The organism is Lysobacter sp. Soil_N_51 (assembly GCF_057655755.1).
This window is the reverse complement of sequence record NZ_JBDGLR010000003.1, coordinates 261,804-285,992: the sequence shown is the minus strand read 5'-3', so window position 1 is coordinate 285,992 and position 24,189 is coordinate 261,804. Positions and strand designations below refer to the sequence as shown.

The following is a 24,189-nucleotide window of genomic DNA, read 5'->3' as shown; positions in this document are numbered from 1 at the left end:
CGTCATCCCCGCGAAGGCGGGGATCCAGAGACTTCAGCGCCATCTCTCAATTCGTCATTCCCGCGAACGCGGGAATCCAGTGGCTTTCGTGCAGCCACGATTAAAGTCGCTGGATTCCCGCGTTCGCGGGAATGACGAAAACTATGCAGACGGTGGCGAGACCCGAAACGAAGGCCATGCGCAAACAACGCAGCGGCAGCGAGCGCACTGCGAGATCACCCCAACCCCATCGCCTCGCGCACCCGTTCGCGATAACTCGCGCCGCTGGCCAGGCGCAGCCCGTTCGCCAGCCGCAGCACATAGCGCCCGCCGTCGAGATGCTCGATGTCGCGCACCGCATCCACGCGCACGATCCGCGAGCGATGGATGCGCACGAAGCGGCGCGGGTCCAACCTCGCCTGCAGGCCGCTCAGGGTCTCGCGCAACACATAGGTCTGACCGTCGGCGCGCAGCTCGACGTAGTTGCTCCGCGCGATCACGCATTCGATCGTCTCGACCGGCAGCAGACGCAGACGCGCGCCGACCGGCACCGCCAGCCGCTGCGCGAAGCCCTCGGCCGATGCGGCGAACGGCATCGCCGGCGCAGGCGCACGCAAGCGACGGATACGCTCCAACGCCGCCTGCAAACGTTCGGCCGAATACGGCTTGAGCAGATAGTCCACCGCCTGCGCGTCGAACGCGCGCAGCGCATGCTCGGCATGCGCGGTCACGAACACCACCTGCGGTCGCTGTTCGGAGGGTAACGCGTCGATCACGCCGAACCCGTTGAGGTCGGGCAGACGGATGTCCAGAAATACCACGTCCGGACGCAGACGCCGCAACGCCGCCAAGGCGCTGTCGCCGTCGCCGCATTCGGCGACGACCTCGACATCGCGCTGCTGCCCCAGCAGACGACGCAGACGCGCGCGCGACATCGCCTCGTCGTCGACCACGACCGCGCGCAGCGGCGCGCCCATACCCGGCCCGGCCATACTGGACGCGCTCACGCCGCCGCCTCGCCGACCGTCGCCATCCGTAACGGCAAGCGCAGGCAGACCTGAGTGCCGCCACCGGTGCGCGCACCAATCTCGAACCGATGATCGTCGCCGTACAAACACCGCAGGCGCTCGCGGGTATTGCCCAGCGCTAGGCCATTGCCCGGCGGCGCGCTGCGCTGGCCGCCGTCGTCGCTGACTTCCAGCAGCAGATGGGCATGATCGCGTTGCGCGCATACCGACACCTGTCCCGGCGTGGTGCGGGTCGCCACGGCGTGATGGATCGCGTTCTCGACCAGCGGTTGCAGAAGCAACTGCGGCACCTGCGCATCGAGCAGCGCCGAGTCGATCGACCAGCGCACCCGCAGGCGTTCGCCGAGACGAATCTTCTCGATACCGATGTAATGATCGAGCGCGGCCAGTTCGTCGCGCAAGGCAATTTCCTGGCTGCGCGAACTGTCCAGGCTGTGGCGCAACAGCGCGCCCAGATCGACCAGCATCCGATCGGCGCCGTCGGGATCGCGATGCACCATCTCGGCGATCGAATTCAAAGCATTGAACAGGAAATGCGGGTTGAGCTGCGCGGTCAGCGCATCCAGCCGCGCGCGCGCCAGCCGCGCTTCCAGCTGCATCGCCTGGCGCTCGCGACGGCGCGCGCGGCGCGCGTAGACCAGCGCATGCGCGACGCCGACGATCATCCAGCTCATCAACAGATTGTTGAGTACGCTGGCGATCAGCACCTCGCCCAACGGCGGCAGCACCGCATACCAACCGATCCAAGCGTTCAAGCCGATCACCGCCAGCGCGCGCGACACGATCACCAGCGCCACCGCAGCGGCCTGCGCCAGCGCCGCGCGCGCATGCCGGCCGCGTTCGAACGGATAGCGGCGTACCACCCGCAGCAGGAACAAGGTGATCGGCACCCACAGCCAAGCGCTGGCCATTTGCTGGCGCAGCGTATCGGCCCATTGCGGCGCCTGTCCGGCGGCTTCGCGCATGGTCGCGACCTGGCCGACCCAGATCAGGCCATTGAGGGTCCACCAGCCCAGCACCACCAGCAGCAGCGACAGTCGATTGCGCATGCCGGCCATGCTGGACCGGCATCGCCGCGCTGGCAATCGCGGAAGCGGCGTTGGTCCCGGCGATCCGAGTATTCGTCCCAGCGATATGCCCATCCCGAATTCGCCGGCGCAGGCTGCGGCCACTTCCCACAGGAATGCCGCCATGTCGCTTCGCTCGCATCTTGCCGTCGCTGTCAGCGCCTGCGTGCTCGCCATTACCGTGATGCCCGCCCATGCCGCCGAATCGTGCCCGCCGGTGCGCAAATTCGAAGAAGGCACCATCTCCACGCCGCGCTGGGAATGGCGACTGAGTTTCACCCCGACCCGGCTGCGCGCCTATTGGGCGACCACCACCGGCTGGTGGCCGGGCACGCGCGAACGCGCGACCATCATGACCTCGCAGCGGCAGCCATCGGGCTGGAGCACACCGCAGGTCGCGCCGTTCTCCGGCATCCACAGCGACATGGACCCGTTCGTATCGCCCGACGGTCGCTATCTGGTGTTCTCCTCCGAACGGCCGCGCGCCGACGGCGTGGCGGCGAAGATGGACGTGTGGATCGCTCGCCGCGGCCCGCGCGGATGGGGCGAACCGCGGAACCTGGGCGCGTCGGTCAACAGCGGCGGCGATGAGTTGTATCCGAGCATGGACCTGCGCGGCACGGTGTATTTCGCCAGCGACCGCGACGGCGAATTCGACATCTACCGCAGCCGGCGCCAACACGACGGCCAGTACGCACCGGCGGAAAAAATCGCCGGCGCGGTCAACAGCGCGCAGCGCTGGGAATTCAACCCGGAGATCTCGCCCGACGGCCGCATCCTGCTGTTCACCCGCCTGGATTTCCCCGGCGATCCGCTGCCCGACCTGGGCTACGGCTGGGGCGATCTGTACGCGGCGCGGCAGCAGCGCGACGGCAGCTTCGGCACGCCGAAGAACCTCGGCCCCTGCGTCAACTCCGCCTGGGACGAATTCCATCCGACCGTGCTGTGGGACCGCGGCCTGCTGTTCTTCGCGCGCGACATCGGCCAGCCGAGCGACTTTTACAGCACCCGCCTGCGCTTGCCGGATCTGGACGATTGAGCGCCGTGTGTCTACCGCGAGCGACACGCTCGCGGTAGACACAAAATCCGGTCGCAACGCGAGTGGGTCGACCCCCTGTAGGAGCGGCGCGAGCCGCGACCGCGTCCTCGCAGGTTCGCCGCGACCGTGCGGCTACGCGGTCGCGGCTTGCGCCGCTCCTACAGTGCGAAACCCACATTCGCGGCGCACATCGCCAAACGCGACCGACATCGCCCCCGCGCACCATCTCGCATGACCTTCGGCTCATGCCCTCGCGCACGGCGCGCGCGAGTCTGCCATTCCATCCGTCCGGATCGATGCCGCATGCGCCCGTCCCCGTTCCGTCGTTCCAGCACGCCCCGCCGCGCGCCCGCGCTCGCCTTGCGCGCGGCCGTGTCGCTCGCCCTGGCCGGCACGCTGTGCCTGGCCCTGCCCGCGTTCGCCCAATCCACCCCGGCCGCGTCGGCCGCGCCCGCGGTCACCGTGCAGACCAAGGCCGACAAACTCAAGCGCCTGTACGAGCAGTATTGGGAAGAACAACTCAAGCTCAATCCGCTGCGCGCCACCGCGCAAGGCGATCCGCGCTACAACGATCAGCTGCCCAACATCGCCAGCGCGCAATTCCGCAAGCAAGGCCGCGAATTCACCCAGCGCTGGCTCAAGACCATCGAAGCGGTCGGCCCGCAAGGCCTGTCCGCGCAGGATCTGCTGAGCTACGAAATCTTCGTGCGCAACGCGAAGATGGATCTGGAATCCGATCGCTACCCGACCTGGCTGCAACCGATCAACCAGTTCGGCAATTTCGCCTCCAGCGTCGCCCAGCTCGGTTCGGGCACCGGTTCGCAACCGTTCAAGACCGTCGCCGACTACGACAACTGGCTCAAGCGCGGCGGGCTGGTGCCGGTGGTGTTCGACCAGCTCATCGCCAACAGCCGCGAAGGCATCAAGCGCGGTGTGGTCCAGCCCAAGCCGCTGATGGTCAAGGTGGTGTCGCAGCTCGATGCGCTGGTCAAGGACAAGCCCGAAGACAGCCTGTTCTGGAAGCCCATCGCGAATCTGCCGGCGTCGTTTTCGCAGGCCGACAAGACCCGGCTCAACGACGATTACCGTCGCATGATCGAGACTCAGCTGATGCCGGCTTACCGACGCCTGCGCGATTTCGTCCGCGACGATTACCTGCCGCACACCCGCGATAGCGCCGGCATGAGCGCATTGCCGAACGGTGAGGCGTGGTACGCGTTCAACGCGCGCCGTTCCACCACCACGTCGATGACCCCGGCACAGATTCACCAGATCGGCCTGGACGAAGTCGCGCGCATCCACGGCGAGATGAATTCGATCCTGGTCGAGCTGAAGTTCAAGGGCACGCTGCAGGACTTCTTCAAGTTCATGCAGACCGACCCGCGCTTCACCTTCAAGGACGAACCGGCGCTGCTCGCGCATTACCGCGGCCTGGAAGCGAAGATCAACAAGAAGGTCCCGCAACTGTTCTCGCTGACCCCTAAGGCGCCGTTCGAGATTCGTCCGGTCGAGGCGTATCGCGCGCAATCGGCCGCGGGCGGCTCGTACATGCGGCCCAGCGAAGACGGCAGCCGTCCGGGCATCTTCTACGTCAACACCTTCGACCTGCCCACGCGCAAGACCTGGGACGCCGAAGACCTGTACCTGCACGAAGCGATCCCGGGCCATCACTTCCAGCTGGCCTTGCAGCAGGAACTCACCGATCTGCCGAAGTTCCGCCGCTTCGGCGGCGAGACCGCTTTCAGCGAAGGCTGGGGCCTGTACGCCGAATCGCTCGGCACCGCGCTGGGCGTGTACGAAACCCCGTACGACCGCTTCGGTTATCTGCAGAACGAGTTGTGGCGCGCGATCCGTCTGGTCGTCGACACCGGCCTGCACAGCAAGGGCTGGACCCGCGAACAGGTGATCGCCTACATGCTGGCCAACTCGGCCGAAAGCGAAACCCAGGCGACCGCCGAAGCCGAACGCTACATGGCCATTCCTGGCCAGGCGCTGGCGTACAAGATCGGCGAACTCAAGATCATGGAACTGCGCAAGCGCGCGGAGAAAGCCCTGGGCGCGCGTTTCGACATTCGCGAGTTCCACGCCGAAGTGCTCAAGGACGGCTCGGTGCCGCTGGACGTGCTGGACGGCAAGATCGATCGCTGGATCGCGGCGAAGAAGGGCTGAGTCGCGCGACGGCGCGGGCGCGCGCCGGTGCGAACCGGCGAGCCTCGGCGTCGTCGCGGCGAGCCGCGGGCATCGCGAAGCGCCCGTGCGAGCGGCGCACGAGCGCCGAACCGCCGCGAAGCCTCACCCGGACAAGCCGCGCCACGCGCCGGCCGAACCCGAACGGCGGCCGCTTCCGGTCCGCTCCGCCGCCACCGGCCGATCCAACCGCGGCGCCCGAACCCTCGTGCCTGCCGCCGCCCCCAAAGTGGCCCGCATCGGCGCTACGATCCTCCCGAAGTACGCACTGAGTCAGCCGGCATGACGCCGGCCGAATCGTCGCATCCACTTTGGAGACATACGCAATCGAGGTACTGGCCGACACCCTCCGTCCGCCCCAGGCCACGTTCGGCCAGGCAGATGGCGGAAAAAACGTGACCGAAGCCGCATAATTGCAGGTTGCTGTGCCTCCTGCCGGCTTCTGCTGGCACACGTCGTCTCACTCAGCCCGGAATACGGATGTCTTCGATACCTGCGCCCTCGCCCCTTGACGCGACGCCCGCCCGCCGGCGCGCGCCGGCCGCCGCCCTGCGCCAGCGCCTGGGTCGTTGCCTCGCCGTGTCGGCGCTGCTGCTGGCCGGCTGCGGTATGGCCCAGGCCCAGGACTGGAGCTATCGGGTGCGTCCCGGCGACACCTTGTGGGACCTCGGCGCCAAGCACCTCAAGGCCGGCATCAACTGGCGCCGCCTGCAGGAACACAACCGCATCGCCAACCCCTATCACCTGCCGCCGGGCACGCGCATGGCGTTCCCGATCGGCTGGCTGAGGATCGAACCGGCGAAGGCCAAGGTCGTCGCGGTGCGCGGCGCGGTCAACGTGCTGGCCTCCGACACCGCGCCAGCCCGCTTGGTCAGCGAAGGCATGCGCATCGGCATCGGCAATCGCCTGGAAACCGGCCCCGGCGCCAGCGCGACCCTGGAATTCGCCGACGGCTCGCGCTTGATGGTGCAAGACAACAGCCGCATCGTGTTCGACGAACTCAGCAGCTACGGCAGCACCGGCATGGTCGACACGCGCATGCGCCTGCAGCGCGGCCGCACCAGCAATCGGGTGATCCCGGCCAAGGGCCCGGCCTCGCGCTACATCATCGAAACCCCGTCGGCGACCTCCAGCGTGCGCGGCACCCACTTCCGCGTCAGCGCCGGCGACGGCGGCGCGGCGGATGCGACCGAAGTGCTCGAAGGCAAGGTCCAGGTCGGCGCGCAGCGTGGCCAGGTGCTGGTGTTGCCCGGTTTCGGCACGGTCGCCGCGGCCGGCGCCGCGCCCGCCGCCGCGATCGCGCTGCTGCCGGCGCCAAGCCTGCTCGACGCGAACACGCGCCTCGATCAACTGCCGGCCAATGTGGCGTGGACGCCGGTACAAGGCGCGATCGGCTACCGAGTCGAAGTGGTCCGCGACGACGCACCGGAAGTGTTGCTGTACGAAAGCCGCGTCGACACAACCCAAGTGCGCATCGACGATCTGCCGGCCGGACGCCAGCGCCTGCTGGTGCGCGCGATCGCCGGCAACGGCCTGAGCGGCCGCGACAGCGAACGCGTGTTCACCGTCAACGATCATCCGCTGCCGCCGCTGACGATCAGCCCGCTCGACGGCCAGACCGTAAGCGTGCCGCGGCCGCGGTTCGAATGGGCGCACGCCGCCGACGCCGAACGCACCCGCCTGCAACTGGCGCGCGACGATCGCTTCGAAAAACCGCTGGTCGATACCGAACTCAAGGGCCAACGCTATCGCCCCGACGATGCGCTGCCGCCCGGCAACTACTTCTGGCGAGTCGCCTCGCGCGACGCCACCGGCCGCACCGGTCGCTTCGGCAACGCGTTGCCGTTCACCGTCAGCGACGCGCCGGTCGATCCGGGACTGGAATCGCCGCAGGCGGCCAAGGGCCAGCTGACCCTGCGCTGGCAGAAAGGCGAACCCGGCCAGCGCTACCGCGTGCAGATCGCGCGCAAACCCGACTTCGCCAAGCTGCTGCTCGAACAAGAAGTCGACGTGCCGCAAGTGGAACTCAAGCGTCCCGGCGGCGGGACGTGGTACGTGCGCGTGCAGACGATCGAGGACGACGGCTACGCCGCGCCGTACGGCCCCGCCCAGCAGATCCGCCTGCCGTGTCGCCTGTGCTACGGCGCCGGCGCCGCCGGCGCGGCCTTGTTGCTGCTGGCCTTATGACCCCAAGCGCGCTGTCCAGGCTGATGCGTGGCGGTGCCGCTCTGCTGGCCGGTGGCCTGGCCGCGTTGCTGACCGTCAGCGGCGCGACCTGGCGGCTCGACGATTTTCTCTACGACCTGCATCTGTCGCAGTGGACCTATGCGCCCGACGACGACGTGGTGATCGTCGCCATCGACGACCGCAGCCTCAACGACATCGGCCAATGGCCGTGGCCGCGCGACATCCACGCGCAGATGCTCGATCGTCTCGGCTACGCCGGCGTGCGCGGCGTCGCGCTCGATCTGGTGCTGGCCGAAGCCGACCGCAGCGGCGACGAACACGACCGTGTGCTCGCCACCGCGATGCGCCGGCTCGGCCGCGTCGCCCTGCCGGTGACCACCGCGCCGCTGCGCCAGAACGCGCCGCCGGTGGAAGTGCTGCCGACCCCGGTGATCGCGACCGCCGCGACCACCCTGGGCCACACCGACATCGAACTCGACGCCGAAGGCACCACCCGCGGCATGTACCTCAAGGCCGGCCTCGGCGAATCGCGCTGGCCCGCGCTCGGCCTGGCCCTGATCGGGCTGGAACCGGCCAGCGTGCCCGATCCGCTGCCGGGCCTGCGCCGTCCCGCCGACGCACACGGCTCGCCGTACCAATGGACGCGCGATAACTACGTGCGCATCCGCTTCGCCGGACCGCCGGGCACCTTCGGCCAGGTCTCGTATTCGGACGTATTGAACGGCGAAGTCCCGGCCGACCTGCTGCGCGGGCGCTGGGTGGTGATCGGCGTGACCGCGACCGGCCTGGTGCCGAGCTACCTCACCCCGATGTCCGACGATCTGCGCATGCACGGCGCCGAGTACCAGGCCAACGTGATCGAGATGCTGCTGCACGATCGCGCGATCGTGCCGTTGCGGCCGCTGTGGCAGGCCTTGCTGGCCGCGGCGATGCTGTTCGCCGTGGTCCTGCTGATGCTGCATCCGCGTTTCCAGCGCCCGTTGCTGACCCTAGGCGCGACCGCGCTCGCGACCGCGGCCGGCAGCGTGCTGCTGCTGCGCCTGGGCGACGTGTGGTTTCCGCCGGCGTCGACGATCGTGATGATCGCGCTGGCCTATCTGGCCTGGCTGATCGGCCACCTGCGCCATTGGCGGCGCGAAGCCAACGTCGACACCCTGACCCAACTCGGCAACCGCCGCCGTTTCGATCACGTGTTGCAGCGCGAACTGTCGAGCGCGCGGCGCACCCGCGCGCCGATGTCGCTGGCCTTGATCGACGTGGATTTCTTCAAGGCCTACAACGATTCCGAAGGCCACCGCGCCGGCGACAAACTGCTGCGCCAGATCGCCCAGATCATCGCCTCGCACGCGCGCCGCCCGCGCGACCTCGCCGCGCGTTTCGGCGGCGACGAGTTCGCGGTGATCCTGCCCGACACCCACGTCGAAGGCGCCGCCCGCGTCGCCGACGCGATCCTCGCCGACATGCGCAGTCTGGACGCGCGATACGGCGAAGGCGCCGCCGACCAGCGAGTCAGCCTGAGCATCGGCCTATACACCTGCGTCCCGGGCGTCCACACGCATGTGCGGACCTTGTTCGACGGGGCCGATGCGGCCTTGTATCGCGCCAAGGAGAACGGGCGCGATCGGCGTGAGGCGGGGCGGTTGGGCGAGGTTTGAGGCAACCGGCTAGCGAGCATCTGGGCCGACTGTGGAGAACCATCGTTGCAGTTCGTCGACCACCGTCAGCTTCGGTATGAACTCCTGCTCCAGACGCCCCTTCGCCAGTTCGCTCAGGGCCAAGTAGAAGAGCTCCTCCTCCTCGCTCAATCCTTCTGCCGGGCAAGCCCCGGCGATCACCGGCTCGGCCACCGCCAGCTGCCCGGCATACGCATCGAACAACGCCGAGTGCATCAGCACCGTCTCCACATGCGCCTGACATCTTCGCGCCCTGGCCAACATGAGCAGGCCCCAGGTATCCATGTCGCCCCAATAACCAATGCGCTTGTCCACCAGCCAGACGGCGCGCATCCAGCCCAGATTCAAGCCCGCGCCCAATATCGCGACCGTTCCACGCAACGGCGGCAGTTGATACAAGCAGCGCTCGTTTTCGACCACCAACAGCGTCTCACCCGGCAAAGGCCGCTCCATCAACTCTCGCGCACGCACGCGCTGCTGCGCGAACGGCAACAATCCAGACTCCAGCGGCGCCACCAAAAGCCAGTGATCGCCCTCGTCGAGCGCGCCCACAAACGCCTCCAGCCCCATCTGCGACGCCGCGCCATCGAATCTGACGTCCAAAAACGCGACCACCAGCGAACGATTACGTTCGAAAAATTTCGTATCGACTTCGGCGATCGCCAGCGACCTCAACGGTCGTCCTGCCGCACAACCCGGACTTAATCTCAAGGCGGCCTCGGCCGCATGCACGACATCCGCATCGGATCGATTGCGCCACAGCGATCGGCTGCGCAGTAGCAGGCGGTGAAATATGGGATCGCAATGCGCCATGAAATGTCGCAGCCGCGCATACTCCAGCGAGACTGACGCATCGCCTGTCGCCGCAACCCATTGCGCGGGCTCGTGCAATAGCCACGTAATCGGGACAAGCACAGACTCCGCGGCACTGCGGAAGGAAACCTCCTCCCACTCCACCTCACCAAAGCCGACCGCGCGCCAACGCCGCAGATGCTCGCGAACCGCGGACGTAGCGTCGCTGACGCTGCGCGCGGTCGGTTTACCGATGACCTTGGAGATTGGCCATGCCCCGGTATCGAGCAGGCGTTGCTCACGGTGATCGGCGTTATCCCATTCGCGCGCGAGCACCTTGGCCAAGTCAGCCGGCGACTTCATTCGCACTCGCCCCACGACCGCGCGCGTGTTCGGCCAACGCCTCCCAACTTATCGAAGTCATCGTCGCCTCGCTGCCTCGACGATGAATCAGGATCGCCGACCGCGTATGGGTCCGCAACAACCTGAGCTCTTTGTTGGGGGTCACGAACAAGGGATGCAGGCCAAACTCCTCCAGTGCCCGGATGATACGTCCGGCGACGGCCTGCGAACTCTTCGAGAACGCCTCATCAAGCACGATCGTGGCGAACAAAGGCCGCTCGCTCTGGGCCGGGCACAACGCATAGCTCAATGACGCGGTCAAGACGTAGCTGGCGATTATCTCCTTCTCGCCGCCGCTTCCGCCCTGCGAACTGGTCCGCTTCTCGATGGTGGCGCCGCTGACGCGATCGATCACCAGCACGCTGAAACTGAGCCGATAGCGCGGATCCAGCAGGGCGAGCGATGCCAAGGTCTTACGTCGGTCCGACGCCTCCCTCAACAGGTCGATCAGATGCTTCAGCGCCTGATAGTGGCTCTCGCCATGATCGTCCTTCAGCTGGGCCGAACGCAAATGAGCGCGCGCCAACTGAAGCGTGCGCAGACTTTCGTGCTCGACCCGCTGCGGTTCCAATTGCAAATACCGGCCGGGCTGATAGTCGACCCGTCGCAAGGTGGCATTGAGCTCATCGATGCGTTCCTCGATGACCGACACCTCGTTGTCGATGCTGCTCAGCAGTTGGGTCACGCCTTGATCTGAAGACTGATTTAGATACGCCAGAAAACGCTGCATTTTTTCTGGCAAGGCCTCCTCCACCAGCACCCGAAGCTGAGCGAGGTAGTCGGGCACGTCGTCGATGAGGGTGCCGGTTTCTGCCAATGCGCCGGTATCGACCTTCTTCGCGTGCTCCATCTCGCGTACCAGTTGTCCCTCGATCTTGCGCTGCCGGTTCAACAAGCCATCGATCGTTGCCTGCGAGGACTGGGTCTGGTTGCGCTCCAGATCGTCCAGCTGATCCAGTTGGGCCTCGGTAACCTCCGGCAAATGCTGCCGGGCTAGCAACATGGCTTGCTCATCGAGCCCATCGCCGCGCCTGCGGCGAAAACGCTCCAATTGTGTCGCGGAGTTCTTGGTCGATTCTCGCAGAACGCCCAGATCCACCTTGCATTGCACAGCCTGCTCACGTGCCAGGCCGGCTTTCTTTTCATGCTCTTCCCATCTCTTGCGTGCCGACTCCAGATCGGACCCCGGCTCCTTCAAGCGTCGAATCTCCTCCGTAATGTCCTGTAACCGAGCCTGCGCGTCCGGCAAGTCGATATCGACGAAATGCGTACTCTCTATCTGTTCGAGCTGGGATAATTCCTTTTGCTTTCCCTCCGCCTCGACCCGCGCCGAGCGGAATTTCGCCTGCGCTTCTCGCAGCGAATCTTCCAAACCCTGCAACTCAGCCTGCAGGCTGAGCAAACGATCCTGATTGTCAAAACCGGTGAACCAGTCGTCGCCAAGGCGCCGCTGATCCTGCTTGTCGAAAAATCCGGCACCTCCCGACATCATTCCCTGATCGGTCATGGCATGTTGAGTAACACGCAATTGCTCGACGGTATCCACGCAGTGGCGATCGAACTTGCCCAGCAACTGCTTGACCGCGTCGCGGTGAGGATGGGCCTTGAAGCTAAGTTTCCGGGCGTAGCCGTCCTCGAAGAACGAGGGCTGGTGCGAATCGGCCTGCACCTCGCGCAACATGACATGCAGCTTGTTGTCTCGCTGATTTATCCACTTCATCGCCGGCCCGGTCAAAACCGGAGAAATCATGATCCGTAGCCGATGCGCCCCGATGGCGCGCTCGATCGCACCGCGCCAACGCCGCTGATCAGGCTTGACCTCCACCAACTCGGCCAAGAACGGCAACTGCGAATCCTCAACCGCAAGATGCCCGGCGAGCAGGGAACGAAATCGCTGATGTTCGGTCGGAATATTGGAGCCCGGACGCGATCGGGTCTCCTGTAGGTCCTTGTCGACCGCGGCCATCTTTTCTTCCAGCTCCGACACCAGCGAGCCAGCCCGCCAAGCAGCGTCCTTGAGTTTCTCGTGACCTGCGGTTCCATCCACCTTGAGCGATGCGGCGTGCCGTTTGTTGCTCTGCAGAGCCTGCGTCGACAAGGTCTGGTCAAGCCCCAGCGCACCGCAGATGGACTGATAGGCGGACGCACGCCGCATGCGCTCATTCACCAGACTGGTCTGAATCTCGGCTCTCGATTCGAGCTCCTGCAGTGTCCCGCCGCCGGCGCTCAGATACGCCGACTGAAATTCCAATGCGCGCTGGGTCGCAGACCTGACCTGCGTCTCCAGCGACTCCAAGTCGATGGACAGATCCCGCTCGCGCGCCAGCAACTCACCAACCCGCACATCCCACAACACCATCGCGCCATCGGCGAACCATACCGGCAGGCTTCGGTGCAGCCTCGTCCGCCATTCGAGTTCATCAAGCAGCTCCCTGCGCGCGGCCCAGGTCTTCTCAATCGGCCTGAGCAAATCGCGCTGTACCCGAGCCGTTTCGAGCTCGCTGCGAATACTGGCCAGGGTGTCGAACTCTTCGGCGACACTCTTGGCCTGGCTGAACACCGCCTTGTCGTCCAACACCAACTCGCGGAACACGGTATCGATGCTGTCGAGTTGCTTGAGTCCCGCCGCACGGTTGAGCAGATTGAACGCGTTTTCGCCGATCTCGAAGAATTCACGCATCCTCGCCAGATAGGCCGTCTTCGACTCGTACATCTTCAGGCCTTCGTGTATGCGCTCCATCTCCTTCAACGCACGCACACCGCCGCTGTTCGCAGCTTCGAGCCATTCGTCCAGCCCAGGCTGATCCGCCTTGGAAAAGAACCAGCGTCTTTTCAAGTCGCTGGGCGCCGAGCTGCTGCCGTCGAACCAGAACAACGCGCCGATCCTGACTACCGAAACGCCGTCGCTGAGCCGAGCGCATAAACCGGTGAGAACCGCGGCGGGTCGGACCACATGTTCATTGAGCCCGCTGTCGTTGCCGGCGCCGGACACACCGCGAACATAAGACACCAGATCGCGGTCGCTTTCGTGGCCGCCAGTGGACGCCAGGTTGTAGCGCGGGTTGGCCGTCAGCAAGGTCATCAGGGCATCGACCAGGGTGGTTTTCCCGCTGCCGGTAGGGCCGATGATGGCGGTTCCCTGCAGGTCGAACTCGGCGGCATGGGAGCCGCCGAACGCGCCCCAGTTGTAAACGTCCAGATGAGTCAACACATAGCTGCGCTTGAGCGAGGATTCATCCACGAACATGGGGAGAGTCTTGATCACGGCGCATCCTCTTGCGTGGCCTGCTGACCGCCCCTCCCGGCGGCCCCTTCGATACGAAGTACATGCAGCAACCCCTCCAGGCTTTCGGGATTGGCCAGATGCACGATGATGGGGCGAATCGTCACCCGCTCGTGCTGATCCACATCCGACACCAGGCCATGCACCTTGAGTTGCTCGAGCAATTGCAACAGCCGTTTCTTTTCCTGAGCATCACTTCCCATATCGCCCAGATACACCTGCAGTTGCGGCAGCAGGTCATCCAACGGAATCTGCGCATCCGCCGCGCCCAGTCCGGCATTGACCTCATGGGCGACGTAGTAATGCCGCAAAATGGCCACCAGCAAGGACTGTTCCAGATTCAGGCGTTGCCGCCGCACCAGCGGATGCGACCACTCGTCCTCCGCATCGCGATAGGCCTGCGACACCGCGATGAACGCGAGCCCACGGATGTCGTCCACCCGCATCACCAGATCGAGCGCGTCTAGAATCGCACCGATCTGCACGCTATTCGTCAGTGCCGTGCGATAGAGATTAGGCTTGCGGGATTCTTCCAACAGCCCGTACTTCATCAACTCCAGCAACGCCGCCTTGACCGAATCGGGCGCACGCACCGTCTGCGGCCCGTCGGCAGCGGCACCGTCGTCCTGAGCCGCAACGGCGGGTGATGTGTCTTCGGGTTCCTCATCGGACGCATCGATCTGTGGCATGTCTACGGCTCCCATTTGAAGTCTTCGAAATGCGACGCGGAGAACTCGATGCTCGGCACGTGAAAACGCAGCATGCCGTCATGCCGGTCGGCGACCTGCACTGATTCGCCTGGCTCGGTGACCGGACTGCCGGCTTCCCTGGCCATGCCGATCCATAACGCCAGGGTTTCCAGATCGTGCGAGGGTGGAAGCCGCTGCGCCAGTTCGCCCGTGCTTAGCGGTTTCTCGCTTTCAACGATGATCTTCAAGGTCTCCTGCATCAAGGCCTCGCGATCGAGACTGTCGAACGACGCCCAAAAATCCTCTTCCACCCGATTCAAATCGCTGCTCTGACGCTTGAGCTCAAGCTCCTGCTTGACCGTCGAGTCCGCTGATTTGAACCGCAGGCGCTCGATCACCGACAAATTGGAATTGGCCGGCGCCAACACCGGAAGCGGCGATGCTTTACGTCGAAGCGAGGGCGTCCAGTTCAGTTCGAGCGCCACGCTGAACACCTCGTTGAGCAAGGCGCCAACCCGATGATGCTCCGCCGCCAACCCGGTCTTGAGAAAGCTCTTCACGTCGCTCTCGCTGCGCGCCCGCGCCCGTATGACCGAGCCCGACTCCATCACCAGACGCATCACCAACCAGCGCAGATCCGCTTGCTGGACGCGATTGAGCGCGGTCGCCGTCCCGGGATGACGCAGGATCGTACGCAGCCGCCGCTTCATCTGATCGAGCTCGACCTCCTGGCTGAGCTGTTGCTGGAAGCCTTGAAACACGCGCCCTTCGGCGGTTTCCAGCAGGCGATCATGGCCGTCGAGCAGAGAGTCGACGATGTCGCCGCGATGATGCTGTTCGTTGACGATCCAGGTGCGCAGTTCGCGATCGGCCTGTCGCCACGAATCCTCGACCCGGCGAAAGTCCGCGCGCAGCCCCGACGCCAGGACATAGAGCTCGCGGATGCCTTCACCGATCTGTTGCTCGTTCGGCGTGTCCACGCGACCGGCCAACGCGTCGGCAAGCTCCCGTTCCAGACCCGCAATCTTGTTGCGGATCCGATCCGCGCGGCTGGCCGGATCGGGATTGAGCCTGGCCGCCAGATCTTCGATTTCTCGCTGCACCACCGACAGACGCGAAGCGGTGGAGGTCATGATTCGTCCGCCCAAATCCTCGACGAAGCGCAGCGCGGCATCCAATGCGTCGGTCGCATACAGGCGATTGTCGCGCTCTACGATCAACTGGCGCTTGATCCAGCCGCGCAACTCCTTGCGAGCGGCGGCGAGCGGATCGTTTTCCTCTCCATCGCGTTCGAGCTGACCGGCATGCTCGCTGAGCAGGCCGGCGAGCGATTGCAATGCATCTTCCAGGCTTACCCCGTCGTGGCTCTTCTCGAACAACGTCTGCAGGCAGCTGATAACCAACGGCGCCCGGCGCGAAGCCAGCAACTGCCAGGCCGGATGCTGATGGCGGGCAAGCAGGTAGGACTGTGTGCGATCGAGAGTGGTCCGATCCATGTCGTGTACTCAGCCAGTCCCTGCTTGGCCCAGATGCTTGCGACTAATGTGCTTCGGCGAGCCAACCATAACGCCGAGACTCAATCGTCGCGTCCACCAGACTCTACTAAGTCCACGCCGTGTTCGGCAAACGCTAGTGCCGAATGCGGGAACCCGCCGATCCGGCGGACCATCCCTGCGTGTAAACCGTGCCTACTCGCCCAAAAGAAAAGGCCGGCAAAGCCGGCCTTTTTTTCAATTCATCCTGGCGGGCGATCACTCAACCCGCATTGCGATCGCGCCGCTGACCCGGCTGACCCGCGCCGGCGCCGCCACCGCGGTGCTGCTTCGGGCCCGCGTGCGCATGACGCACCGGCGGCTTGCCGTGCGGACGATGCGCCGGCTTGCGCGGCGCGTTGGCGCCGGCGCGGTTGCCGCCCGGAGCGCCGGGACGACGCGCGCCCGGAGCGTCCGAACCCATGCGGATCGGACGCGACGGCTCGAAGCCGGCGACCGTCACCATCTCGATGTCGTCCTTGAGGATGCGCTGGATCTGACGCAGCAGACCGCCCTCGTCCGGCGACACCAGCGACAGCGCCTCACCGGTCAGACCGTTGCGGCCGGTACGGCCGATGCGGTGAACGTAATCCTCGGCGACCATCGGCAGATCGAAGTTGATCACCAGCGGCAGGCTCGGAATGTCCAGGCCGCGCGCGGCGACGTCGGTGGCGACCAGCACGCGGGCCTTGTTCGCCTTGAAATCGCGCAGGGCTTTCTGGCGCTGCGCCTGGCTCTTGTTGCCGTGGATCGCGACCGACTTCAGGCCGGCTTCCTCGAGCTGCTCGGACAAGCGGTTGCAGCCGTGCTTGGTGCGGCCGAACACGATCACCTGGTCGTTCGGGCGCGACGCCAGGATCTGGATCAGCAGGTCGCGCTTGCGGCCGCCGTCGACCGGATGCACGCGGTGGGTGATCGCGTCGGCGACCACACTGTTGGAGGCGATCTGCACCTGCTGCGGGTTGCGCATGAACTCCAGCGCCAGCTGCTTGATCTGCGCCTCGAACGTCGCCGAGAACAGCAGGGTCTGACGCTGCGGCGGCAGGCGGCCGAGGACGCGCTTGATCGCGGGCAGGAAGCCCATGTCGAGCATGCGGTCGGCTTCGTCCATGACCAGCACTTCGACCGCGTCGAGCTTGGCGCTGCCGCGCTCGAGGTGATCGATCAGGCGGCCCGGGGTGGCGACCAGCACGTCGACGCCGCGACGCAGCGCGTCGAGCTGCGGGCCCATGCCGGCGCCGCCGAAGATGGCGTGCACGTTCAGACGCAGGTACTTGGCGTAACCGCGCAGGCTGTCGCTGACTTGCAGCGCGAGCTCGCGGGTCGGGGCCAGGATCAGCACGCGCGGCTTGCGCTGGCTGTTGCCCGGGGTGGTGGCCAGACGGTGCAGCAGCGGCAGGCCGAACGCAGCGGTCTTGCCGGTGCCGGTCTGGGCGCCGCCGAGCAGGTCGTGCCCGGCCAGGGCCAGCGGGATCGCTTCGGCCTGGATCGGGGTGGGGTTGATGTAGTTCTGTTCGGACAGCGCGCGCAGCAGCGCGGGCGCAAGCCCAAGCGATTCAAACGTCATGTTGGAACTCCAGTGGTTCGCGATGCGCGCACCCGACGCGCCCGACGGAACGGACGCGCGAACGAGACGATCGCGTGATGACCCCAGCGTTCCCTTGAACCGCGCTGCGAGTATCTAAATTTGACGACGCCGGAAGCTCCGGGCCGTGTCTGCGCTACGAAAGACGTGCGGGATAAAAAGTCGCGCCGGCGAATCCGAGAACTCGGTGCGGGGCGACAGGCAACCTGGGAAACGTACCCTTGCGGGGAGGCAGCCGTGCGCTGAACGGCGCGAACTGTACGCGAAACCGGACCAAACCGCCAGTTTTGCGCGGTTGGAGGCGTTAGCGGACGGTCATATGGTGGCGAATTGGGGCGGGACGCTGGCGGGCCGGGGTTGCTTGCCTGAATAGGCGTCACGTGTTTGGGTGGTCGTGCGCGACTGGAATCGCTTGTTGCGGTTGCTTATCGCAAAAACAAACACCCGAAATTGCATGGCGATGCCGCTGTAATGGGTCTCGTGGTTGTCAGCGGCCCTACCCGGTCCGACGCCCGCCGGGCTGCCTCCTGTGGGAACTGCGCAAGCTGCGACCGCCATGTGGCCGATCGCGTTGCGGGTTGCGCGGTGGATGCGGATTCGCGGTCGCAGCTCACGCAGCTCCTACAGGGGTGCTTCCTAGCATCGATGCGGCTTGAATGGAACGCGCGACTTCAAGCTCAAGGCGAAAGTGCATGGCCTCCCTGTAGGAGCGGCGCAAGCCGCGACCGCGAAAACCCGACTGCTGCGCAGGTTGCGATACCGCGTCGCGAGCCGGATACGTAGCCCAGACAGAACAACAAAGGTGCAAAGCGCAAAAAAGCAAATCCCCCGCGCACGGGGGATTTGCTTTCCACATCGCTGCGACGCCGAACGTCCGCCCCCTTTTTGCATAGGGGGGCATGCGGTTCACCGCGCGAGAACAGTCCGATCCCGGCCTTCTATCCGTACCAGCCCAATCACAACTTCTTGCGATTATCCGCCGGCACCCGATCGATCAACTTGTTGTACGGATCGAACCCGACCTCGTACGGCGCCTGGTCGACCACCACCGTCACCGTCTGATCGTTCTGGGTGACGTGGCGGCGCTCCAGCGACAACACCTTCTCGTCGCCCTCCTTGCCCGACGGCCCGCGCGCGAACACGCCGATCTCGATCCAGTCGTCCAGCGGCGCTGCGGTTTCCTTGCCTTTGCCGTCGGCGTACAGCTTGGCCGCGTGCAGATTCAAAGTGACCTCGTACTTGCCGTCGGGACGTTTCTTCGAACTCGCCTCGACCACCCGGTTGTCGTAAAAGCTGATCTTCTCGAACAGGTCGGTGATCAGTTGCTGCTGCTCGGGCTTGGCTTCCGCGCGCAGGTACTCCAGCAGTTCGGCCGAGGTGGTGTACGGCGGGTTCTGGTAACCCTTGTCCTCCAGGAACCGCTTGAGCGCGCGATTGACCGTCGCCTCGCCCAGTTCCTCGCGCAGGCGGTAGAACACCAGCGAGCCCTTGCGGTAGTGGATGTACTGCTGGTTCTCGACCCGATACAGCGGCAATTCCTCCAGACGCTCGCCGCCGCGCTCGGACAGGTAACGGTCCAGTTCGTACTTGAGGAAGCGGCGCATCTTGGCCCGGCCGTATTCCTTTTCCATCACCATCAGCGCCGAGTACTGCGACAGCGATTCCGTCAGCACGGTCGCGCCCTGCACATTGGCGCCGATCACCTGGTGCGCCCACCACTGGTGCGCGACTTCGTGCGCGGTCACGTAGAACACGTAGTCGACCGCATCGGGGTCGCGCAGATCGGCGACGAAGCCGATCGACTCGGAGAACGGGATGGTGTTGGCGAAGCTCTGGGCGAAGCTCGCGTAGCCGGGGAACTCCAGGATGCGCACCTGCCGGTGCTGGTACGGGGTGAAGTTGCCCTGGAAATAATCCAGCGACTTCTTGACCCCGTCGATCATGCGATCGACGTTGTAGGCGTGCTTGGGATCGTAGTACACCTCGATCGGAATGCCGGCGTGCTCGGCGCGGCGCACGTCCCAGCGCGCCGACAGGTACGAGTAGAACGGCAGCATCGGCCGGTCCATCGCGTAGTCGAAGCAACGGCGGCCGTCGCGACGGAACTCGCGCTTGAGATAGCCCGGCGACAACGCGATCTGGTCCGGCGCGGTGCACACCGTGGTCTTGAAGTCGATCCAGTCGGCATCGGCGGCGATGTAATGGTTCGCGCGCGCGGCCTGGTCCTCCAGCTTGGGCATGCGCGGAGCTTCGCCCAGGCCGCGCTTGCGGCGTTCGTTGCGGTCGCTGAGCTGGCGGCCTTCGCTGTAGCCGAAGCTCGGGAACACCGACGAGTTGAAGAAGCTGCCGTTCGCGACGATCTGGGTATTGCCCGGCTCGTTGGAGAAACCGCGCTGGGCATAGGACTGGACGAAGTTCAGCTGGCGGTGTTCGCCCGGCTGCATCGGCTGGTCGAGGCGGTAAATGCGATAGCCCACGCGCGCATCGTCGTGAATGAGTTTGGCGCCGCCGAATTCGAGCTTCTCGACCGTCGCCTCCGGATCGACCGCGATATGGAACTCGGCGATCGGCTCGGCATGCTGGTTGACGATCTCGTAACGGCCGCGGGTGCGCACGCTGAGGGTTTCCGGACGCAGGTCGACCTCGTTCTCGACCGCGACGATGCGCGGCTGCGGCAGGTTGTGGTACTTGCGGTAGTCCTTCTCGTAACGCGCCTGCTCGTCCATCGCCACGTCCGACGGCACGTAGCGGTTGAGCACGTTGGTGTTCCAGAAGATCCAGCCGCCGGCCGCGACCCAGGCCAGCACCGCGACCGCCAGGGCGACGCCGCGGCCGCCGCGCAGGCGCGAACGCGCCAGCTTGATGCGTTCGCGCAGGCTCGGCGCCACGCCGCGCACCCAGAATGCCGCGGCCAGCAGCATCAGCGCCAGCAGCAGCAGGCTCCAATAGGTCTGGAACCACAACCGCGCGCCGAGGAACTGGCCGTAGCCGTTCATGTCCGAATACGGCGCGCGCGGTGCGTTGGCGTAGTTGTAGAGGTTGTGTTCGAAGTGCATCAGGCCGAGCGTGGCCTGCAGGATCACCACCACGATCAACAGGCCGTAGCCGATGAACTTGTTGTTGGTCAGCACCTGCAGCACCAGCGCCAGTCCGCCCATCAGCACGAACGGAATCGCGTCGAGCAGCAACTGCTTGACGTACAGCAGCGGCTCCAGGGTGCTGTAGCCCTTGAACAACTGCATGACCATCGAGGCCACGCCGCCGATTGCCTGGAACACCAGCACCACCGCGATCAGGGCGATGAACTTGCTCAGCAACGGCAGCCAGTTGGGCACCGGCATCGCGTCGCTGACTTCGGCCAGTTTGACTCCGCGTTCCTTGAACACCAGTTCGCCGGCGTAGAACATCACCACGAAGATCAGCATGAAGCTGTAGCTGCCTTGCAGCGCGGTCAGCATCAGCGAGGTGGTCGGGTAGGTCTTGGTGCCGAACATGCTCTGGATCGAGCCGGCGCTGGCCAGAAAGCCGCTCACGGCGAAGGCGAGCATGATCAGGAACGGAACGCTCTTGAGCACGCCGACGGTGTCGAAGCGCAGCGTGTGCAGGAACTGGGCGCGCGCGGTCGCGGCCGAGAACACCGGCTGCACTTTCGGCGCCGGCTTGCCGGCGCTTTGCGTGTCGATCCCCGCGGTCTTGCGCTTACGCCGGAACCAGGCCTTGCCGGTGCCGGTGCGCTGCGGCTTGAACAGGGCGAACGCGGCGGCGATCATCGTCACGCCGACCCCTATCCACAGCACGCGGTTGACCAGCAGATAGCCCGTGATCGCCGGCAGCCGGGTGTTGAGTTCGGGCGCCGACCAGTACCGGATCGTGCGCCGGAACGCGGTCAGTCCGAACGGGTCCATCATCGTCGCCAGCCACTCGTTGTCGAGATCGGCGAGCAGGCTGTTGGCCACGCCGCGCAACACGAAGAAGCCGATCACGCCCAGATACACGATCAGCAGGCTGCGCCCGGTGACCGCCAGCAGCGCCAGCAAGGCGCCGATGAAGATCAGGTTGGGCAGCACGAACACCGCGAAACTCCACAGGTACGGCTGCACAGAGAACGCGCCGACCCGCTCGGGATCGACCCAGGGCATGTACGGCGCGATCAGCAGGCCGACGGTGATCATCACGAACACCAGCAGGCTCGCCGCCAGCGCGCCGGCGAAGCGGCCGATCAGGAAGTCGCGCTTGCGCATCGGGCTGGAAAAGAACAGGTCGGCGGTGCCCAGTTCGAAATCGCGCAACAGCGCGCCGGACACGAACACCGCGATCACCAGCAACCCGAGCAGGCTGAACATGCAGTAGAACGTGGCGATCGTGGCGGGCGCATTGCGGTTGACGTTGCCGACGCCGCCGCCGATCTGGATCGCGTCGCTGGAGGCGGCGCCGAAGGCCATCAGGCCGAACAGCATCGCGAACAGCCATAGCAACGGCGAGCGCAGCTGCTGGCGCAGCTCGAAGCGGAAGAATTCAAGGATCATCGGGATGCTCCGCTCAGGCCGCGACGCGCGCGTGCTGGCGCAGGCGCTGGAAGTACACGTCTTCCAGATCGGGCGCGACGCGTTCGAAGCCCTCCTCGGGCGAGTCCGGACTGAACACGTGGATCACCGGCTGGCCGCCGACCAGTCGGGTCGACAGCACGGTGAAACGGGTTTCGTAGCTCGACAAGGTGGTCTTGCTGACCTGCTTGCGCCAGACCTGATCGCTGAGCGCGGCGATCGCCGCGTTCGGCTCGCCGCTGAGCAGCACCTTGCCCTTGTTGATGATGGCCATGCTCGGGCACAGGTCGGTGACGTCCTCGACGATGTGGGTCGACAGGATCACCGCGACGTTCTCGCCGATCTCGGCCAGCAGGTTGAGGAAGCGGTTGCGCTCTTCCGGGTCGAGGCCGGCGGTGGGCTCGTCGACGATCACCAGGCGCGGATCGCCGAGCAGGGCCTGGGCGATGCCGAAGCGCTGGCGCATGCCGCCTGAGAAGCCGCCGAGTTTCTGCTTGCGCACGTTCCACAGGTTGACCTGATGCAGCAGGCCGTCGACCACATCGCGGCGCTGCTTGCGATTGGTCAGGCCTTTGAGCACGGCGAAATGTTCGAGCAGGTCGAGCGCGCTGACCTTCGGGTACACGCCGAAATCCTGCGGCAGGTAGCCCAGTTGCCGGCGCACCGCGTCCTTGTCGCGCAGCACGTCGATGGCCGGGCCGTCGCCGTTGTCGAGGATCGCGCTGCCGGCGTCGGCCTCCTGCAAGGTCGCCAGGGTCCGCATCAGCGACGACTTGCCGGCGCCGTTGGGCCCGAGCAGGCCGAACATGCCGCGCGGAATGTCCAGCGAAATGCCGTCGAGCGCGCGCACGCCGTTGGCATAGGTCTTGGTGAGGTCGCGAATGGTCAGCATGCGGCGGGCTCCAGGCAAGGGACGCGGACGCGGCGAGCGCACGGTCGGTACAGAGTGAGACGATGTTATTGAGACGATCCTAGCCAGAAAACGTGACCCGGCCATGGGCGCCTGGTCGGCATGACCGATGGCAGGGCCGCGCCGTACTTGCGACGGACGCGATCGTGGACGCGATCATGCTAGGGCGCGGACGCGCCCGCGCCATGTCCGAATGGTCAGCGTGACCGACGGCAGGGATCGCCGCGCATGGGTAGGGAGCGCCGGCCGATTTGCGTTGGCGACCCTGGTCGCGGCGCTCACGGACCGGCACGCGCGCGTCCACGCTCAGCCGCGCTGGCGGTACTCGCTCGGGCTGATGCCGTAGCGCCGCTTGAACACCGCCGACAGATGGCTGTGACTGGAAAAACCGCTGCCGATCGCGATCGTGGTGATGTCGTCGTCGCCGCGGCGCAGGCGCGCGCAGACGCGTTGCAGGCGTTGCGCGAGCACGTACTGGATCGGGGTCGCGCCAAAGCTGGCGCGGAACGCGATCAGCAGGCGATGGGTGCTCAGGCCGGTCAGCGCCGCCAATGCGGCCAGACGGATGGGCTGGTCCAGATGCGCCTGGATGTAATCCTCGACCCGTTGCCGCTGGGGCTCGCTCAGCCGCGGCGACGGTTCGCGCAACGGCCGCGGCGGCGTGGCGGCGCCGTGCTCGCGCAGCAGATGCAGGCACAGGCTCTGGCTCAACGCCTCGCACAGCATCGCTGCCAGGTCGTCGGATTCGCCGCTCAGCTGGGCGAGCCGCGCGGCCAGCGCATGCACCAGCGGGTCGTGATGCTTCATGCGCGCGGCCAGGTCGGTGCCGCCGGCCGGGGTATCGCGCAGGCCGGGGTAGCGGGCCGGGTCGATGCTCAGTTCGGCGTAGGCGATCGCGCCGCCGCGGGCCTCGCCCTGGTAACGCCGGCCGGCCGGAATCAGCCACAGGTCGCCCACGGCGGCCGGCGCGCGCAGGCGGCCAACGCCGTCGATGCGGGTTTCGAGCCGCCGCATCGCGCCGTCGAGATGCACGATCAGGGTATGGCGGTCGTGATGCACGCTCCACTGGGTCGGCTCGGCGATGCGTTCGGTGGCGAAGGCGAACTGCACGCCGTGGCCCAGGCTCAGCTCGCGGCGCATCAACTCGCGCTGGCCCGCACCGGGCCCGGAGACGACCGGAATCGCCGGCGGCGGCGGAGAAACTGACAGCGCGTCGGACATCGTGAAAGCACCGGGGACCCAGGCCGATGTAAACACGACTTCGGTCACATGCGCGTCAACGCGGCGAGTGG

General features: G+C 65.8%; 14 protein-coding genes. 4 read left to right on the top strand and 10 right to left on the bottom strand.

All coding sequences use genetic code 11. The features are described from left to right. Window positions 1-215 precede the first annotated feature (215 nt). Both AC3A4T_RS06665 and AC3A4T_RS06660 read right to left on the bottom strand, forming a co-directional pair. On the bottom strand, window positions 216-986 hold the full coding sequence (locus AC3A4T_RS06665; protein ID WP_487674672.1) for a LytR/AlgR family response regulator transcription factor: 771 nt from the start codon (window positions 984-986) through the stop codon (window positions 216-218). After that, a complete protein-coding gene (locus AC3A4T_RS06660) occupies window positions 983-2,056 on the bottom strand; it encodes a sensor histidine kinase (protein WP_487674671.1) in 1,074 nt (357 codons plus the stop codon). The genes AC3A4T_RS06665 and AC3A4T_RS06660 overlap by 4 nt, the downstream gene beginning before the upstream one ends. Before the next feature lie 142 nt (window positions 2,057-2,198). On the opposite strand from AC3A4T_RS06660, the gene AC3A4T_RS06655 reads away from it, so the two are divergent. The 4 genes from AC3A4T_RS06655 to AC3A4T_RS06640 all read left to right on the top strand — a co-directional run bounded on the left by AC3A4T_RS06655 (window position 2,199) and on the right by AC3A4T_RS06640 (window position 9,142). Further along, window positions 2,199-3,113 (top strand): TolB family protein, encoded by a 915-nt coding sequence (locus tag AC3A4T_RS06655; protein ID WP_487674670.1) that lies wholly within the window; start codon window positions 2,199-2,201, stop codon window positions 3,111-3,113. A gap of 303 nt (window positions 3,114-3,416) precedes the next feature. Next, window positions 3,417-5,282: a DUF885 domain-containing protein gene (locus AC3A4T_RS06650; protein ID WP_487674669.1), complete on the top strand. Its 1,866-nt coding sequence runs from the start codon at window positions 3,417-3,419 to the stop codon at window positions 5,280-5,282. Window positions 5,283-5,780: 498 nt separating this feature from the next. Then, the gene (locus tag AC3A4T_RS06645) at window positions 5,781-7,487 is read left to right on the top strand and encodes a FecR domain-containing protein (protein ID WP_487674668.1); all 1,707 of its coding nucleotides are present in this window, start codon (window positions 5,781-5,783) and stop codon (window positions 7,485-7,487) included. Beyond that, window positions 7,484-9,142, top strand: coding sequence for a CHASE2 domain-containing protein (locus tag AC3A4T_RS06640; protein ID WP_487674667.1), 1,659 nt, complete (start codon window positions 7,484-7,486; stop codon window positions 9,140-9,142). The genes AC3A4T_RS06645 and AC3A4T_RS06640 overlap by 4 nt, the downstream gene beginning before the upstream one ends. A gap of 9 nt (window positions 9,143-9,151) precedes the next feature. Here AC3A4T_RS06640 and AC3A4T_RS06635 read toward each other — a convergent pair whose 3' ends face one another. The 8 genes from AC3A4T_RS06635 to AC3A4T_RS06600 all read right to left on the bottom strand — a co-directional run bounded on the left by AC3A4T_RS06635 (window position 9,152) and on the right by AC3A4T_RS06600 (window position 24,118). Then, window positions 9,152-10,288, bottom strand: a complete 1,137-nt coding sequence (locus AC3A4T_RS06635) for a DUF3322 domain-containing protein (protein WP_487674860.1) — start codon at window positions 10,286-10,288, stop codon at window positions 9,152-9,154. A 10-nt stretch (window positions 10,289-10,298) separates the two neighbouring features. Next, on the bottom strand, window positions 10,299-13,619 hold the full coding sequence (locus AC3A4T_RS06630; RefSeq protein WP_487674666.1) for an ATP-binding protein: 3,321 nt from the start codon (window positions 13,617-13,619) through the stop codon (window positions 10,299-10,301). Further along, window positions 13,616-14,326 (bottom strand): DUF4194 domain-containing protein, encoded by a 711-nt coding sequence (locus AC3A4T_RS06625; protein WP_487674665.1) that lies wholly within the window; start codon window positions 14,324-14,326, stop codon window positions 13,616-13,618. The genes AC3A4T_RS06630 and AC3A4T_RS06625 overlap by 4 nt, the downstream gene beginning before the upstream one ends. Before the next feature lie 2 nt (window positions 14,327-14,328). After that, complete coding sequence (locus tag AC3A4T_RS06620; protein WP_487674664.1) at window positions 14,329-15,822, bottom strand: DUF3375 domain-containing protein; 1,494 nt, start codon at window positions 15,820-15,822, stop codon at window positions 14,329-14,331. Between the two features lie 259 nt (window positions 15,823-16,081). Continuing rightward, window positions 16,082-17,425: a DEAD/DEAH box helicase gene (locus AC3A4T_RS06615; protein ID WP_487674663.1), complete on the bottom strand. Its 1,344-nt coding sequence runs from the start codon at window positions 17,423-17,425 to the stop codon at window positions 16,082-16,084. 974 nt (window positions 17,426-18,399) lie between these two features. Beyond that, window positions 18,400-21,969 carry an ABC transporter permease/M1 family aminopeptidase gene (locus AC3A4T_RS06610; RefSeq protein ID WP_487674662.1) on the bottom strand — a complete coding sequence of 1,190 codons (3,570 nt, stop codon included), beginning with the start codon at window positions 21,967-21,969 and terminating at the stop codon, window positions 18,400-18,402. Between the two features lie 13 nt (window positions 21,970-21,982). Next, entirely contained in the window at window positions 21,983-22,879 is an 897-nt protein-coding gene (locus AC3A4T_RS06605; protein ID WP_487674661.1) for an ABC transporter ATP-binding protein, read from the bottom strand. A 324-nt stretch (window positions 22,880-23,203) separates the two neighbouring features. Beyond that, entirely contained in the window at window positions 23,204-24,118 is a 915-nt protein-coding gene (locus AC3A4T_RS06600) for an AraC family transcriptional regulator (RefSeq protein WP_487674660.1), read from the bottom strand. Window positions 24,119-24,189 lie beyond the last annotated feature (71 nt).

What these genes read in the sequence shown, in the direction of transcription:
- AC3A4T_RS06600 (WP_487674660.1), bottom strand. Translation starts at nt 24,118, where the DNA reads ATGTCCGACGCGCTGTCAGTTTCTCCGCCGCCGCCGGCGATTCCGGTC.
- AC3A4T_RS06655 (WP_487674670.1), top strand. Translation starts at nt 2,199, where the DNA reads ATGTCGCTTCGCTCGCATCTTGCCGTCGCTGTCAGCGCCTGCGTGCTC.
- AC3A4T_RS06610 (WP_487674662.1), bottom strand. Translation starts at nt 21,969, where the DNA reads ATGATCCTTGAATTCTTCCGCTTCGAGCTGCGCCAGCAGCTGCGCTCG.
- AC3A4T_RS06640 (WP_487674667.1), top strand. Translation starts at nt 7,484, where the DNA reads ATGACCCCAAGCGCGCTGTCCAGGCTGATGCGTGGCGGTGCCGCTCTG.
- AC3A4T_RS06650 (WP_487674669.1), top strand. Translation starts at nt 3,417, where the DNA reads ATGCGCCCGTCCCCGTTCCGTCGTTCCAGCACGCCCCGCCGCGCGCCC.
- AC3A4T_RS06620 (WP_487674664.1), bottom strand. Translation starts at nt 15,822, where the DNA reads ATGGATCGGACCACTCTCGATCGCACACAGTCCTACCTGCTTGCCCGC.
- AC3A4T_RS06615 (WP_487674663.1), bottom strand. Translation starts at nt 17,425, where the DNA reads ATGACGTTTGAATCGCTTGGGCTTGCGCCCGCGCTGCTGCGCGCGCTG.
- AC3A4T_RS06605 (WP_487674661.1), bottom strand. Translation starts at nt 22,879, where the DNA reads ATGCTGACCATTCGCGACCTCACCAAGACCTATGCCAACGGCGTGCGC.
- AC3A4T_RS06645 (WP_487674668.1), top strand. Translation starts at nt 5,781, where the DNA reads ATGTCTTCGATACCTGCGCCCTCGCCCCTTGACGCGACGCCCGCCCGC.
- AC3A4T_RS06625 (WP_487674665.1), bottom strand. Translation starts at nt 14,326, where the DNA reads ATGCCACAGATCGATGCGTCCGATGAGGAACCCGAAGACACATCACCC.
- AC3A4T_RS06660 (WP_487674671.1), bottom strand. Translation starts at nt 2,056, where the DNA reads ATGCGCAATCGACTGTCGCTGCTGCTGGTGGTGCTGGGCTGGTGGACC.